Annotated in this window: 15 protein-coding genes; 9 read left to right on the forward strand and 6 right to left on the reverse strand. The window is 29.2% G+C overall.

From position 1 onward, the window contains the following. Positions 1-82 precede the first annotated feature (82 nt). From BTO18_RS12700 to BTO18_RS12715, 4 genes are read left to right on the forward strand one after another with little or no spacing between them, the layout of a single operon-like run. Positions 83-1,075, forward strand: coding sequence for an NAD(P)H-dependent glycerol-3-phosphate dehydrogenase (locus BTO18_RS12700; protein WP_105016579.1), 993 nt, complete (start codon positions 83-85; stop codon positions 1,073-1,075). Between the two features lie 43 nt (positions 1,076-1,118). Beyond that, positions 1,119-1,778 (forward strand): hypothetical protein, encoded by a 660-nt coding sequence (locus BTO18_RS12705; protein WP_105016580.1) that lies wholly within the window; start codon positions 1,119-1,121, stop codon positions 1,776-1,778. 27 nt (positions 1,779-1,805) lie between these two features. Next, positions 1,806-2,645: an alpha/beta hydrolase gene (locus tag BTO18_RS12710; protein ID WP_226789038.1), complete on the forward strand. Its 840-nt coding sequence runs from the start codon at positions 1,806-1,808 to the stop codon at positions 2,643-2,645. A 4-nt stretch (positions 2,646-2,649) separates the two neighbouring features. Then, entirely contained in the window at positions 2,650-3,924 is a 1,275-nt protein-coding gene (locus tag BTO18_RS12715; RefSeq protein WP_105017578.1) for an MFS transporter, read from the forward strand. 49 nt (positions 3,925-3,973) lie between these two features. Here the strand turns inward: BTO18_RS12715 and BTO18_RS12720 are convergent, their stop codons facing one another. Beyond that, entirely contained in the window at positions 3,974-4,738 is a 765-nt protein-coding gene (locus BTO18_RS12720) for a DUF547 domain-containing protein (RefSeq protein WP_105016582.1), read from the reverse strand. Positions 4,739-4,760: 22 nt separating this feature from the next. Between BTO18_RS12720 and BTO18_RS12725 the strand changes: the two genes are divergently transcribed. Beyond that, a complete protein-coding gene (locus BTO18_RS12725) occupies positions 4,761-5,465 on the forward strand; it encodes a TIGR04283 family arsenosugar biosynthesis glycosyltransferase (RefSeq protein WP_105016583.1) in 705 nt (234 codons plus the stop codon). Positions 5,466-5,473: 8 nt separating this feature from the next. Next, positions 5,474-6,115, forward strand: coding sequence for a CPBP family intramembrane glutamic endopeptidase (locus tag BTO18_RS12730; protein WP_105016584.1), 642 nt, complete (start codon positions 5,474-5,476; stop codon positions 6,113-6,115). Between the two features lie 386 nt (positions 6,116-6,501). Here the strand turns inward: BTO18_RS12730 and BTO18_RS12735 are convergent, their stop codons facing one another. Genes BTO18_RS12735 through BTO18_RS12750 form a run of 4 tightly spaced genes read right to left on the reverse strand, consistent with a single transcriptional unit; the run spans position 6,502 to position 10,358 of the window. Next, the gene (locus BTO18_RS12735; RefSeq protein WP_105016585.1) at positions 6,502-8,148 is read right to left on the reverse strand and encodes a glycerol-3-phosphate dehydrogenase/oxidase; all 1,647 of its coding nucleotides are present in this window, start codon (positions 8,146-8,148) and stop codon (positions 6,502-6,504) included. A 1-nt stretch (position 8,149) separates the two neighbouring features. Then, on the reverse strand, positions 8,150-8,545 hold the full coding sequence (locus tag BTO18_RS12740) for a VOC family protein (protein WP_105016586.1): 396 nt from the start codon (positions 8,543-8,545) through the stop codon (positions 8,150-8,152). A 4-nt stretch (positions 8,546-8,549) separates the two neighbouring features. Further along, positions 8,550-9,092: a pyridoxamine 5'-phosphate oxidase family protein gene (locus tag BTO18_RS12745; protein WP_105016587.1), complete on the reverse strand. Its 543-nt coding sequence runs from the start codon at positions 9,090-9,092 to the stop codon at positions 8,550-8,552. Between the two features lie 54 nt (positions 9,093-9,146). After that, positions 9,147-10,358 carry a carboxypeptidase-like regulatory domain-containing protein gene (locus BTO18_RS12750; RefSeq protein ID WP_105016588.1) on the reverse strand — a complete coding sequence of 404 codons (1,212 nt, stop codon included), beginning with the start codon at positions 10,356-10,358 and terminating at the stop codon, positions 9,147-9,149. Between the two features lie 100 nt (positions 10,359-10,458). Between BTO18_RS12750 and BTO18_RS12755 the strand changes: the two genes are divergently transcribed. From BTO18_RS12755 to BTO18_RS12765, 3 genes are all read left to right on the forward strand, one after another. Next, positions 10,459-11,934: a Na+/H+ antiporter NhaC family protein gene (locus BTO18_RS12755; protein ID WP_105016589.1), complete on the forward strand. Its 1,476-nt coding sequence runs from the start codon at positions 10,459-10,461 to the stop codon at positions 11,932-11,934. A gap of 56 nt (positions 11,935-11,990) precedes the next feature. Beyond that, positions 11,991-12,293, forward strand: a complete 303-nt coding sequence (locus tag BTO18_RS12760) for a hypothetical protein (protein ID WP_146106932.1) — start codon at positions 11,991-11,993, stop codon at positions 12,291-12,293. A 148-nt stretch (positions 12,294-12,441) separates the two neighbouring features. After that, positions 12,442-14,655 (forward strand): DUF5916 domain-containing protein, encoded by a 2,214-nt coding sequence (locus tag BTO18_RS12765; protein WP_105016591.1) that lies wholly within the window; start codon positions 12,442-12,444, stop codon positions 14,653-14,655. A 95-nt stretch (positions 14,656-14,750) separates the two neighbouring features. On the opposite strand, the gene BTO18_RS12770 is transcribed toward BTO18_RS12765, so the two are convergent. After that, the gene (locus BTO18_RS12770; protein WP_105017579.1) at positions 14,751-15,146 is read right to left on the reverse strand and encodes a hypothetical protein; all 396 of its coding nucleotides are present in this window, start codon (positions 15,144-15,146) and stop codon (positions 14,751-14,753) included. Positions 15,147-15,157 lie beyond the last annotated feature (11 nt).

Raw genomic sequence — 15,157 nt, forward strand, 5'->3', positions numbered from 1 at the left:
CAGAACAAATATAATAAATCAAGCAAGTTTTTATCAATAGTTAATACTTTTCTTACTTTTGAAGTTTAAATAATAAAATACAATGGAGAAACAGAAAATTGCAGTTTTTGGTGGTGGAAGTTGGGCAACAGCTATTGTAAAAATGTTACTTGAAAATTTAGATACAGTTGGCTGGTATATGAGAAACGAATATGTAATAGAGCATATTAAACAAAATAATCAAAACCCAAAATACTTAAGTTCGGCAGAATTAGACTCAAAAAAACTAGATTTATCATCAAACCTTAATGATATTATTAATAATTACGATGTTTTAATCTTTGCAATACCATCAGCATTTTTAACAGCAGAATTAGCAAAGTTAAACACCTCTTTAAAAGACAAAACTATTTTTTCTGCAATTAAAGGAATTGTACCAGAAACAGGATTGATTATTGGTGAACATTTTAACAAAGAGTATAATATTTCTCTTGAAAATATTGGTGTAATAACAGGACCATGTCATGCAGAAGAGGTTGCAATGGAACGTCTATCGTATTTAACAATTGCTTGTAAAGATGAAGAAAAAGCAAAAAATATGGCTGATGCTTTAAAAAGTTGGTATATAAAAGTTAAGATTTCTGATGACATTATTGGTACAGAATATGCAGCAATGTTAAAGAATATTTATGCTGTTGCTGCAGGAATAGCACACGGTTTAGGTTATGGAGATAATTTTCAATCAGTATTAATGAGCAATGCCATTCGAGAAATGAAACGTTTTATAAAGAAAGTGCATAAAATGAAGCGTAACATCAATAACTCAGCTTATTTGGGTGATTTACTTGTTACAGGGTATTCAACTTTTAGTAGAAATAGAATGTTTGGCAATATGATTGGTAAGGGCTACACTGTAAAATCAGCACAACATGAAATGAGTATGATTGCTGAAGGATATTATGCTACTAAAAGCGCGTTTAAAATTAGACAGGATAAAGGTGGTAAAACCCCAATTATTGATACTGTATACACTATTTTATATGAAAATAGAAACCCTAAAAAAGAATTTAAAAAGTTGACAGATAAGTTAGATTAATTGTTTAATTTTGAACAATTAATTATAATTTTAAACTTTTATAATGAAAACAATACAACAAGTTGTAGAAAGTACTATCAGAAAAACACCTTTCATAGAAGAAGCTTTACACGAAAAATTAATAAATGTTTCTTCTCTAGCTCGAATAATTTTACCAGAAGTATCTTCAGTTTTAAAAAAAGAAGTTAAAGTTGGTGCTGTAATGATGGCCATAAACAGACTCTCACCTGCAAGCGAACTACGAATTCGAAAAAATATAAAAAAGCTTGCATTAGATTTAGGCGATGTTATTGTAAGGTCAGACTTATGCGATTTTACTTTTAAAAACACACCATCATTATTAAGAGAAATTGCAAAAGTATTGACAAAATCATCTGAAAATTCTGATTATTTTTTAACAGTTTCTCAAGGTATTTTCGAAACCAATATTGTTACTAGTAAAAACTTAAGACCTTTTGTTGAAGATATTTTTGAACAAGAAACGCTAACGCACAGTATGTTAGAGTTGGCCTCAATTACCATAAAACTGCCTGAAGAGAATTTAGAACAATCTGGTATTTATTATTTTATATTAAAACAATTAGCTTGGGCAGATATTCCTTTACAAGAAATTATTTCTACTACAAACGAAATGACAATTGTAGTTAAAGAAAAAGATATCAATGAAACTTTTGCTATTTTAATGGATATGAAATTGAGTTAACATCACAACAATACTAAAAATATGTTTATGAAACTTAAAAAATACGCTTTACTGTTGTTTATTCTTACAAGCACCTTTTCTTATGCTCAAGAGAAAATACTATACAAACAAATAGACTCTATAAAACTGTATATGGAAGTTCATAAACCAAAAAACATGAACACTTCAACTAAATACCCAGCAATTGTATTTTTTTTTGGTGGAGGGTGGAATGGAGGTTCTGTATATCATTTTAAACCACAAGCAGATTATTTTGTAAAAAGAGGAATGGTTTGTTTTCTGGTAGATTATAGAGTTGAAAAAAGACAGAAAACAACTCCTTTTGAATCTTTAAAAGATGCAAAATCTGCTATTCGATTTGTTAGAAAAAATGCACAAAAATTTAATATTGACCCTACAAAAATTGTTGGTGCAGGTGGTTCTGCAGGAGGACATTTAGCTGCAGCAACAGCATTAATTGATGCTTATAATGAAAAACAAGATAATCTAGAAATAAGTTGTAAACCCAATGCACTCGTACTTTTTAATCCTGTGATAGACAATGGACCAGGAGGTTATGGTTACCAACGAATTAAAAATGAGTACAAAAACTTTTCTCCATTGCATAATATCAAGAAAGGTGCACCACCAACTATTTTATTTTTAGGAACTAATGATGCTTTAATTCCTGTGGAAACTGTTAAATATTACAAATTGGTAATGGATAAAGTAAAAAGTAGATGCGATTTACATTTATTTAAGGATCAAAAACACGGTTTCTTCAATTACAGATTTTTTAAATATTATAAAGAAACACTTTCAAAATCAGACAGTTTTTTGCAGTCTATTGGGTTTTTAAATAAAAATCCAATAATAGAAATTGAATAAATTTATGGTAAAGATCGATCCTTATGCAGCTTTACGAATAAGAGAATTCAATATTTTTTTATTTGTTCGTTTTTTATTGGTTTTTGGTTGGTCTATGCAATTTATTGTAATTGAATGGCAAGTATATTCCATAACAAAAGATCCACTTTCTTTAGGAATTATTGGTTTGATGGAAATTATTCCTGCTTTTTCTATGGCACTTTTTGCAGGACACATTGTAGATCAAAAAGAGAAAAGAAATTTATTAGCTTTATGCACAGCAGCATTTTCTTTGATTAGTTTAGGACTCTATTTTTTAACAACAGATTTTATTGTTGATAATTGGCAAACAAATTCAGTTTTATACGGAATTTACGCTTTGGTCTTTTTTGGGGGATTTTTACGCTCTTTTTTTGGACCAACAATTTTCTCTTTAGTAGCACTTTTAGTTCCTAAAAAAATATATCATAATGCTGCAACCTGGAGTACAAGTACTTGGAAAACCGCATCTGTTTCTGGTGCACTTTGTGGAGGTTTCTTTATCAGTTGGATAGACGTAGATAATACTCTATTACTTGTTTTTGTTTTAGTGATATTATCTTTAATCTTTACTTTTTTCATCAAAAAGAAACCAATTTTAAACAAAAAAATAGGAGAACCTGTTACTGAAAGTTTAAAAGCTGGTGTAAAATTTGTTTTTCAAAATAAAGCCATTTTAGGAGCTTTAACTCTAGATATGATTGCAGTTTTGTTTGGAGGAACTGTGGCTATTTTATCTGTTTTTGCACAAGATATTTTAAAAGTTGGACCAGAAGGTTTTGGGCTATTAAATGCATCTATTTCTATTGGAAGTATTGTAACAATGTTATTGACAACTTACATTCCTATCAACAGAAATACAGGTAAAAAAATGTTGATTTCTGTTTTTATTTTTGGGTTAAGCATTATCGCTTTCGGACTTTCATCTATTTTCTGGGTAAGTTTATTAGCTTTGTTTGTAAGTGGAGCTGCAGACGGAATATCTATGGTGATAAGACAAACCATTTTACAGTTAAAAACACCAGATGATATGCGTGGAAGAGTATCTTCTGTAAACTCAATGTTTGTAGGTTCTTCTAACGAATTAGGTGCTTTTGAAAGTGGACTAGCAGCAAAATTAGTTGGCCCTGTTGCAGCTGTGGTTTTTGGAGGAACAATGACGATTTTAACAGTAGCAACTACAGCAATTGTAAGCCCAACTATTAGAAATTTAGATTTAACTGAAGATATTGAAGAGAATGAAAAAGACGTAATTAGCTAAAAATTGAATTTAACTGTCATTTCAAGTAAAGTCGAGATATCTCATTTTTTTAATCAGGAATCGTTCTAAAATTACCCAGTAATAATGTCCAGTCATAAGATTTAAAATTTAATTTTTTGGGTTCTTTAGGTACAATTCTATACTTTTTTAAAATCTTACAAGCACCAGATTTTCCTCCAAAATCTCCACGAAACCAAGACATTAAAGCAACCGTTTTTGCAGTTTTTGTTGCTGTATCAAATGTAGTTTGCTCTTTTAAATATTCAGTTGTCATAAAATCGAATTCCTTATCCAAGTTTTCAGCAGAATATACAGCTACTGGAGGACAGCTTTTTGCACCACAATTCAACGCAAAATGAATTCTCCAATCAATTTTACCATCAATTCGTAATTTACGCTCCCATTTTGGCCTGAACCACTTTCTTAAATAGCCTAAACTAATTTTCATGCGAGATTTTCTAATAATTCCATGCTCAATATCATCAAAAGACAACAATTCACCAGCAATTTTAACACGTTCTTGTCCAAAAAAAGCACCTCTATTTTTGTATTCACTTGGGTTTTCTGTCAATGAAATTTGAATAAAAGCATTGTAAATATTTACCCAAAATGCTATTTTTTGTTGATCGGTTTGTAGTTCATCAACCAAATCAGTTAAGGTACTTTCTGATAAAATTTGTACTTCTTTATCATAAGATTTTTTGTCTATAATATTTTGCAGTAAATCTTGTGCAACATCACTATAAATTATCTTATTTTGTGAACTAATTTGTAATGTTGATAAGAAAAATAATGCGATTAAAAACTGTTTCATATAAAATTACGTAAATTTAAGTATGCTATTAAGTATTATTATTCCTGTTTATAATGAGCAAGAAAACCTTACAAAAAGGTTGTCGTTTTTATGCGAACAAACTAACAAATATCCCATAGAAGTTATCGTTTCTATTTCTCCTGAAAGTTCTGATAAAAGCCCAGAGGTTTGTAAGAATTTTGATAAAGTTACCATTTTTATAAGTGATAAAAAAGGAAGAGCATCACAAATGAATTTCGGAGCGAGTAAAGCAAAAGGAGATATATTTTTATTTTTACACGCAGATGTAATTTTACCAAATGATTTTTATAATCAAGTTTTAAAAGCGATTTCAGAAGGCAATCAGTTTGGGTTTTTTGCATATCAATTTGATAAAAAATCAACATTATTAAATTTTAATAGTCAGTTTACTACTAAAGACGGCTTATTTGCAGGAGGTGGAGATCAGTGTCATTTTTTTACAAAAGAAACTTTTACAAAATTTAATGGTTTTAACGAAGAATTCTGCATTATGGAAGATTTTGAAATGATGGATAGAATCAGGAAACAAAATATTCCGTTTAAAATAATACAATCTAAAGCAACTGTAAGTGCCAGAAAATACGATAATAATTCTTGGTTAAAAGTCAATTTGATTAATGGCTATGTATTTTTGAAATATAAGTTAGGAGTGCATCCAAAAAAATTGAGAAAAACGTATAAATCACTGTTAAGAGAATCTTTATAATTAATAGAATGAAGGGAGTTTTACAGCATAATAGAAACATAAAACTACTAGAAATAGGGCTACTATTTATTGTAACTCCAATTGTTTTATTAATAGAAATTCCAATACTTTATAAAGTGATTTATCTTTTATTAGGAGTTCTGTATATCGTTTTAATATCCATATTTGTAGGAAAATTTTCTAAAATTAAAGTTGATAAAAAACGATATAAAAATGCCCTAAAACATATAAGTATCCGTTTTCTGATTATTGCACTTTTAACCACTTTAGTTTTATATATTCAAGATAAGGAAGCTTTGTTTGATGTAATGCTAAATAAGCCCATTTTATGGCTAAAATTTAGCGGAGTTTATATTCTTTTTTCTGTAATTCCACAAGAGTTAATTTATAGAAATTTTTTTGTAAAACGCTATCAAGAATTGATAAAAAATAAAAATGTATTTATTTTAATAAACGCAATTTTATTCTCTTTTGCACATATTTGGTTTCAAAGTTGGATTGTGCTTTCGTTTACATTTATTGGTAGTTTGTTGTTTACAACTACCTATTTAAAATCGAAATCTACTTTGTTAATCATTCTTGAACATTCTTTATATGGAGTTTGGTTGTACACAGTTGGTTATGGAGAACTATTTATGTTTCCTGTTTAAAGATTTCTTATTCTTCAAGTTTTCAAAAACCTTGTAGGTATTTGCCAGTATAATTAATAATATAGTTAGCTCAACTTAATATCTATTGTTTATTAGTAAGTTATAATTTTTATTATTTAATACAAATATCATTTGACTTTATGGAGAAATCTTAATATAGATATGAGATTTCTCAACTACACTCTTATTTTGTAAGATACTTTCAATTAAAATATATTTTGATTTAAGCAATGTTTGAAATGACAGTCGGTTAATTTTCAATAAAATAACATTTATAAATAAAAAAGTTATATCGAACTTACGTTAATAGATACTTACAAGGTCAAAAAAAGACCTTGCAGGAAATGAGATAATAAAATATAGTTCATGAATTCGTGACACTTTTATTACTCAAAAGTTGTCGCCATTTTTAAATGATATGCTAATTCTTCTTGCTGTTTTTTAGCAGTAGCATCATCCCAAGAAAAAGCAGTTTGAAATTCATTTAATACAAATTTTTCAAATTTAGTTACGCTGTTTGCATCAAAGAAAAGGCGTCCTGTTCTGCGCATAAAAAAGTCAGTTGGGTTGCAAGCCATTTCATAATTTATGGCAAACCAAACTTCTGCTTTTATCATTTTTTCTTGCATATTGTCATGCATTAAATCGTCAAATTTTTGCAAGATAATGTCTGTTTGTTTTCCATAATTATGTACTAAATATTCAGCATCTCTTTTATCAAAATCTACTTCTGCAATTCTATTTTGAATGGCATCTGTATAACTTTTTACTTCTGAATAATTTGTAAAAGTTCCACCAGAAAGTACAATTTCTTTGGTTTTAATTTCTTTAAAAGATTTATTAAATCTACGTTCGTATTTTTTACCTACCAAATCTACGATGCGTTCAGCCATTTTTCTGTAGCCAGTTAATTTACCACCAGCAATAGAAATCAATTCTGTATCTGATACAAAAATTTCATCTTTACGAGATAATTCACTTGCAGATTTTCCTTCTTCGTGAATTAAAGGTCGCAAACCAGCCCAAGATGATTGTACATCATCTAAAGAAATGGTAATATCAGGAAACATATTATTAACTGCTGATATTAAATACGTTGCATCAACCAAATTCGTATTTACATTGTCTTTATCTTGTTGATAATTGGTGTCTGTGGTGCCAAAATAAGTAACTCTTCCACGAGGAATGGCAAACATCATTCTTCCATCTGGAATATCAAAATAAACCGATTGTTTTACGGGTAATTTTTCGTGAGCAACAACTAAATGCACACCTTTAGTTAAATGCAATCGCTTGCCAATTTTAGAGTGATTAATTTGACGTAATTCATCTACCCAAGGGCCACAAGCATTCACAACATATTTTGCTTTTATAGCAAATTCATCATTAGAAATAGTGTCCTTCACTTTTGCGCCAACAACTCTATTTTTTTCGTAAATAAATTCTGTACCTTCTGTATAATTTAGAATATTAGCATCATAAGCTAAAGCTGTTTTTAAAACTTCAATAGTTAAACGAGCATCATCAGTTCTATATTCTGCATAATATCCAGCACCATTTAAAATACTTTCTGGTAATAAAGGTTCTTTCTGTAAAGCTTCTTCTTTATTTAGCATTTTTCGTTTATCTTCTCCTTCTACAGAAGCTAAAATATCATAAACTTTTAAGCCAATTGAGGTTAACCAAGAACCATAGGTTCCACCTTCAATAAGAGGTAAAATCATTTTTTCTGGAACTACTAAATGTGGTGCTAACTTGTGTACAATTGCACGTTCTGTACCTACTTCTTTTACCAACCAAAAATCGAATTGTTTTAAGTATCGTAAGCCTCCATGAATTAGCTTTGTTGATTTACTAGAAGTACCAGATGCAAAATCATTTTTTTCGATTAAAGCTACTTTCATTCCTCTTGATGCTGCATCTAAAGCAATTCCTGCGCCTGTAATTCCTCCACCAATAATAAGCAAATCGAATTCAGTTTCTTTTAATTCTTTGGTAATATTTTTTCTATTTAAATATGAAAAATTATTCATCTTATACAGTTTTGATTGGTGTACAAATTTCGATTAAAAAACCGTTAAGATCTCTTACATAACCTACTTTTTGTCCCCAAGGTTTTTCAGTTAAAGGTTCAAATTCAGTTGCTCCATTTTGGATTGCTTTTTGAAAATCAGCTTCAATATTTTCTGATGTAAATGCTAATTCTACACCAAAAGGTTTTTTAATTATTGATGATTTTTTAAAACCTTTTTTAAAGTTTGATTTACCAAGTTTAATAGAAGCAAAAGCGATAGTTGTTTCTCCAGACAGTAACTCACCATAATCATTCTCTGGAGTTATAAATTTTTTGGAAAAGCCGAATGCTTTTTCATAAAACTCAATTGTTTTAGAAACATTTTCTACATATAAAATAGTGTATGCAAATTTCATTTTTTTATTTTAAAATGTCTGTTGGCAAACCGTCAATACTTTGTTGATTTCTAGTTTCCCAGTAATTTTCAATACCTACTTTTCCTTGTTTTGTTGCCCAATCATTTAAGTCATTTCGTTCTCCTTTGTATTCAAAAAAAGGAATAGACATTCCACAAGAAGTTTGTGCAGATTCAACAATAATATCAAATATTTGACGCGTTCCAGGTGTTTCTGGAAACAAAGAAATTACTTCATTCCAATCTCCGTCATTTGGTTTTATTTCTTTTCCTGTGCCATACAAACGCAAAATATTTGGCACTTTCTCAAAGGAACAAAACATAATGGTAATGCGTTTATTTTCTAACAAATGTGCAGCAGTTTCGTTTCCACTCCCTGTAACGTTTAACCATAAAACACGGTTTTCACTCATCACTTTAAAAGAATCCATTCCTTTTGGTGATAAATTTATACGACCAGAATTAGGAGCAGTTGCTACAAAGAATATTTTTTGCGCTTCAATAAATTTTTGAAGTCTTGAGGTGATTTTTGTATAAAATTTTGACATTTAGAGTAAAATAATAGAATTCACAATTTACAAAATATCATTTTATATTAACTATTATTTTGCCCTACTTCTTAATTCAGAAATTATTTTACTTTCACTTTCTGTTTGTTTAGGGATATTGTAAGATTCCCAAAAATCAGGATTAAATTTTTCAGCTTGATTTTCAATACTAGAGCTAATATCCATATTTCTTTTAAAGGGATAGTTTTCTACATTATCAATAACTACTTTATTAATAAAAAGCTCTTTTTTAGGATATTTTGTAAATAAAACTTTATTGGATTCTAAACCTTTAAAAATTCTCCAAGTATCTTCTTCTTTCTGATATTTTAGATACATTTTATCATCTATTTCTTGATACTCAATAACTAAATTATAATATACTTGCAACGCTCGATTAGAGAACCTTCTTTTCCAAGACCTGTTTTTTTTCGCTTTTCTTATCAATTCTATTCTTACAAAAGCAAAAGTTTTTGTATCAATAAAAAGTGTGCTGGTTTGAAAAGGTTTGTCAATTCCTGTTATTTTATATACAAGTCTATTTTTATAGGGTAATATATTTTCGAGTATGTATTTCCATCCGTTTTTCCCTTTAATTGGTCCATAATCAAAACGAATTAAATCGTCTTCCACCAAATCTATAATCGAATTTTTACGTTCAGAATTTTTATTCCAAGGATGTTTATCTCCTAAATAATTTGTTTTTACACCTAATATTTCTACTAATGGCTCTCTTTTGGTTTTATATCCTTGGTATAGAAATTTAGTGGCACATTCTAAATACTCAACATATTTATCTTCTTCTTTTTGTAAATCTCTAACATAACCTTCTAAAATATAAGGTTTTGTAGGGTAATTATTATATATCTCCTTGTACGCTTTTCTAACAATTTCTTTTGCTGTAAGTTGTTTCTTTTTGGTAGCTCTTATTACAACTTCTTCTAAATCTGTTGTTTTTGAAGAAAGGTATATGGTTTCATTTTTAGCAAAAGAATTAACTTTTTTACTGATTGATAAATACCCAATCATAGAAATAGTTATGCTATTTTTTTGCTTCTTATTTGGGATATAAAAAGTGAAAAAACCATCATTATTTGTTGTTGTACCTATAGATTCTGATGTTAAATAAATGGAAGCATAAGAAATTGGTTTAGAAGTTTCAAGGTCTAAAACACGACCAGAAATTTTAGTTTTATTTTGAGAAAAGTTTACAATTGAAACCAATATAAAAATAAGTGTGATGTACTTTTTAATAAAATTATCCATAATTTTTAAACGATTCAACAAATATAATGTTACTTAATCTTTTAGATGTTTTTTTAACAAACACTAATTATTACCTTTAACCCAAATAAAAATCTTTTTTATGGAATACGGATTTCTATCAGTAATACCACCAATTATTGCCATCATTTTAGCGTTAAGAACCAAGCAAGTGTATATTGCTTTGTTATTTGGAATTTGGTTTTCTTGGTTGATTATCAAAGGCTGGAATCCATTGGAAGGCACATTAGCAATGATAGAAGGAATGGTTAATGTTTTTCAATCGAAAGGGAATACAAGAACCATAATGTTTAGTGCATTAGTGGGTGCTTTGTTGATTTTCATTCAATATTCAAAGGGAGTTGAAGGTTTTATCAATATCATCAATAAAAGGTTGGTAAAACTAGAAGATAAAAAAACAGGATACAGTAGAGTAATGGTGCAACTTTTAGCCACTTTTACTGGTCTTTTATTGTTTGTGGAAACTAGTATTTCTTCTTTAACTGTGGGTACTTTATACAGACCAATTTTTGATAAATTAAAAATTCCAAGAGAAAAGCTGGCTTACATCGCAGATTCTAGTTCTGCTCCATCATCCATATTAATTCCTTTTAATGCTTGGGGAGCGTTTATAATGGGATTATTGTTAACACAAGGAATTGATAAGCCATTTTCTGTGATGATAGCATCTATCAAATACAATTTTTACCCTTTATTGGCTATTGGAATTTTGTTCTTTATCATCTTATCAAAAAAAGATTTTGGCTTGATGAAAAAAGCAGAAATTAGAACCAAAGAAACAGGTGCTTTAATGAATGAGGGTTCAAAGCCAATGGTTTCTGATGCCGTAACTTCCTTTCCACCAAAAGAAGGTATACAAGCAAAAGCCTATAATATGATTGTGCCACTTTTGGTAATGGTTTTAATGATGCCAATCAATTTAATATATACAGGTTGGAATGCTGTAAAAACATCAACATCTACTTTAGATCATATGCAACAAGCTATTGGAGAAGGTTCTGGTTCATCATCTGTTTTATATGCAGTACTTACAGCAATTTTAGTGGCAATAACTATGTATTTCGTCCAAGGAATTTTAAAACCAAAAGAAGCCGTAAATTTAACTTTAAAAGGAATAAGTGAGCTAATGCCTTTGGCTTTATTAATGTTGTTAGCTTTTGCTATTGGCGATGCTTGTAAAGAATTAGAAACGGGTGTGTATGTGGCAAATGCTACTAAAGAGTGGTTGTCTCCAGAATTGTTACCAGCAGTTGTTTTTATTATCAGTTCTTTTATTGCGTTTTCTACAGGAACTTCTTGGGGAACCTTTGCAATTATGTTGGCAATTTCTGTACCTATGGCAAATATTCATGGAGCAGATATTACTATAGTGGTTGCTGCAACTTTAGGTGGTGGAATTTTCGGCGATCATTGTTCGCCAATTTCAGATACATCTATTATTTCTTCTATGGCTTCTGCAAGTGATCATATAGATCATGTGAAGACACAATTGCCTTATGCTTTGTTTGGAGGTGTAATTACTGTGATTTTGTATTTGGTTATTGGGTTTTTAGGTTAAAAACCTTAACTAAAAAGTTAACATAACATTAAGAATCTTTTTTATAGATTTGATTTGTGAGTCAGTTGACCAAAATAAAAAGTGTTTTCCTTTTATTTATCTTTCTTTTTTTTAAGATAGGAGTTGCTCATTCTCTTTCTCATTCATTTTCTCACGATAATTTAGACAATTGTGAGCAATGTATTTTAATTGTTGATGCTAATAAAACACAAACTTTTGACTACGCAAAAAGTTCTTATAATAATGAACCAGCAAAAGAGTTTTATACTTCAAAAACAATTACTTTAAGTTACAAAAATCCTTTTGTAAGAAAAAATCACCTTTTTTTCTTTTTTAATAAACCACCACCTACTTTATAGTTTTTTTCGAGTATAAATCTAGATAAGGTTCAATACAAAGTAAAGTATCTGTTTAATTAACAGATAAACTTTCGTTATTTTTTTATTTGATAAACTTTAAAATCTTATAAAAAAATACACTCAAAAATTATTTTTTAAAGTTTATAAAATGAAGAAAAAATATATTCAAATATTGTTTTTTTCTTTTTCAATATGCATTTATGCACAAAAAAAAGAAACTGATAATTTTCCTCCACCAGAAAATCCAGTTGAAATACAAGCAACTAAAACCAATAATAAAATTATAATTGATGGAAAATTAGACGAATCTGATTGGCAAAATGCAAAAGTAATTACACAATTTTTTAGAGTTGAACCAGTACAAGGAGGAAATATTAAAAACCCAACAGAAGTACGTATTCTGTTTGATGATAAAAACCTTTATATTGGGGTTTTTGCAAAAGACTCTTTAGGTAAAAAAGGAGTTCGAATTCAAGATTTAAGGAGAGATTTCAGTACAACAGAAAACGATGTTTTTGGTATTCAAATTGATGCACAAAACACCAAGCAATATGCTGTTTCTTTTCAAACAACTCCCTTTGGAAATCAATTAGATTTACAGAGTTTTAATGATAGAAATAGAGATACCAATTGGAATGCTCTTTGGAATGTAAGAACTACAAGAACTAATCAAGGCTATTATGCAGAATTTGCAATTCCGTTCAAATCCATACGTTATGATAAACCTCAAAAAGGTAAACCAATTTCTTGGGGAATTACATTTTACAGGTTGGCAAGAAAAGACTTTGAAAAAACAGTTTTTCCTGCAATTCCGCAATCATTTTCTCAAAACAGAATGGTGTATGCTGCAAAATTAACAGGTTTAGAATTGCCTCCTCCATCAGCAAATATTAGAGTAGAACCTTATGCTTTGTATCAATATGATGATACAAAAGTTGGAAATAGCACTACAAATAAAATTAGTGAACCAAAAATAGGGGGAGATGTAAAATGGGTCATCAACCCTAAAACAGTAGTAGATGTTACCATTAATACAGATTTTGCACAAGCAGATGTAGACAGAGCTGTTAATAATTTAGAACGATTTAATATTTTCTTCCCAGAAAGAAGACAGTTTTTTCTGGAAAATTCAGGAATTTGGGCAGGAAGCTCCAACTTTCAAATAAAGCCTTTTTTTAGCAGAACTATTGGTTTAGACAATAGCTTTAATGCACAACCTGCACCTTTAGATTTTGGTACAAGATATACACAAAGAGATGAAAACAGAACTATTGGTGCTCTAGCAGTAAGGCAAGGAGCTACAGACGAAGCTGGAGGAAGCACTTTTGGAGTGGCAAGATATACGCAAAACTATGGTAAAGAAAATAATTTTGGAGCTATGATTACGCATAGAATAGATGATAGTTTTAATCCATTAAACATCAAAAATAAAAATAATACAACCATTACTGTTGATGGTTTTATAAGACCAACACCAGAAGTTTCAGTTTCGTATTTATTATCAACATCAATAGATAGTGAGACTAATGGATTAGGATATTCAGGACGAATTTTTACAGGCAAACGTACCAATGATTATTATATGGGTTATGTAAATTCTTTTGTAAGTGATACTTATGCTCCAGATATGGGGTTTGTATTTCAGAAAGATGTGATGTATCACAGTCCAGGAGGTTATGCTATCTTAAGACCAAAAAAACTACCTTTTATTAGAAGATGGGATCCAGGAGTTTTCTTAAATTATTATCACGATTTAAAAGATTTTGGAAACTTTCAACAAGCAAATTTGTATATTTTTCCAATTTTTATGTGGTTTAAGGACAATAGTTTTTTTGAAGCCTCATTTACTCCAACTTGGCAAAATATCAATTTTAATTTTTCTCCTTTAGGGATAAATATAGAAGAAGATAATTACAGTTATACACGCTATTTATTACGATACAATACAGATCAATCTAAAAAACTTTCAGGAGGAACAAGGTTTGATTTTGGTAGTTTTTATAACGGAAATCGAAATACTTTTACAGGTAATTTACGATATGCACCATTACCAAATATATCTTTATCAGCAAATTACGAACATAATAATATTAAAAGTCTTGGTATTCAAAAAGAAGATTTAAAGACAGATTTATATTCAGCTAATTTAAGATTGGCATTAAATCCTAGATTACAATTCAATAGTTTTTATCAATTTAATAGTTTTGATAAGCAAGGACGTTTGAATTTAAGATTGAGCTGGGAATATCAACCTTTGTCTTTTATTTATTTGGTGTTTAATGATATAGATGAAGATCAGTTTAACCCAAGAATTCAGAATAGACAATTTATTAGTAAAATTACCTTTTTAAAACAATTTTAACAAAGTAGAGTGTATTTGAGAATAAATAAAAGAAGATTTGTCCATAAGGTTGAAATTGTAGAAGACAATTATGAAATTACAATTTGAAAATTATGTTATTTTGCCAAAACCCCACGTTTTTTAATTTCAGGAATCATTCGCAAAGCACCTTCTTTAACAGAATTTGCTTCAAAAATAAATGTTTTTTCAAACAAGGTGTTTCCTGTAAAAAAAGTAACTTGAAAACGGTTGTTTAATTTGAATAATTCAGGTTGAATCAATTCAATTTTAGCAAATGAATTGGCAGGTAGTTTTTCTAATTTTTTACGCAGTAAAGAAGTGGTTTTTGTTTTAGAAAAACCTTGTGAAACAATGACCATCATTTCTAAACCTATCTCTTTATTGTTGATGATATAAACATTCCAATCATCAGTTTTATAAATAGCATTATACTCATAAACTACAGCCATTTCTACGTTTGTAACTTCTGGTATTTTGATGTCTTTTTTCACTTTTGCTGAAT

Origin of the sequence: Polaribacter porphyrae (genome assembly GCF_002954685.1) — a bacterium.
Classification (GTDB): Bacteria; Bacteroidota; Bacteroidia; order Flavobacteriales; family Flavobacteriaceae; genus Polaribacter; species Polaribacter porphyrae.

Excerpts from the sequence above, each read along its gene's own strand:
- BTO18_RS12710 (WP_226789038.1), top strand. The coding sequence starts at position 1,806 with ATGAAACTTAAAAAATACGCTTTACTGTTGTTTATTCTTACAAGCACC.
- BTO18_RS12735 (WP_105016585.1), bottom strand. The coding sequence starts at position 8,148 with ATGAATAATTTTTCATATTTAAATAGAAAAAATATTACCAAAGAATTA.
- BTO18_RS12755 (WP_105016589.1), top strand. The coding sequence starts at position 10,459 with ATGGAATACGGATTTCTATCAGTAATACCACCAATTATTGCCATCATT.
- BTO18_RS12715 (WP_105017578.1), top strand. The coding sequence starts at position 2,650 with ATGGTAAAGATCGATCCTTATGCAGCTTTACGAATAAGAGAATTCAAT.
- BTO18_RS12725 (WP_105016583.1), top strand. The coding sequence starts at position 4,761 with ATGCTATTAAGTATTATTATTCCTGTTTATAATGAGCAAGAAAACCTT.
- BTO18_RS12705 (WP_105016580.1), top strand. The coding sequence starts at position 1,119 with ATGAAAACAATACAACAAGTTGTAGAAAGTACTATCAGAAAAACACCT.
- BTO18_RS12745 (WP_105016587.1), bottom strand. The coding sequence starts at position 9,092 with ATGTCAAAATTTTATACAAAAATCACCTCAAGACTTCAAAAATTTATT.
- BTO18_RS12700 (WP_105016579.1), top strand. The coding sequence starts at position 83 with ATGGAGAAACAGAAAATTGCAGTTTTTGGTGGTGGAAGTTGGGCAACA.
- BTO18_RS12720 (WP_105016582.1), bottom strand. The coding sequence starts at position 4,738 with ATGAAACAGTTTTTAATCGCATTATTTTTCTTATCAACATTACAAATT.
- BTO18_RS12730 (WP_105016584.1), top strand. The coding sequence starts at position 5,474 with ATGAAGGGAGTTTTACAGCATAATAGAAACATAAAACTACTAGAAATA.
- BTO18_RS12740 (WP_105016586.1), bottom strand. The coding sequence starts at position 8,545 with ATGAAATTTGCATACACTATTTTATATGTAGAAAATGTTTCTAAAACA.
- BTO18_RS12750 (WP_105016588.1), bottom strand. The coding sequence starts at position 10,358 with ATGGATAATTTTATTAAAAAGTACATCACACTTATTTTTATATTGGTT.
- BTO18_RS12765 (WP_105016591.1), top strand. The coding sequence starts at position 12,442 with ATGAAGAAAAAATATATTCAAATATTGTTTTTTTCTTTTTCAATATGC.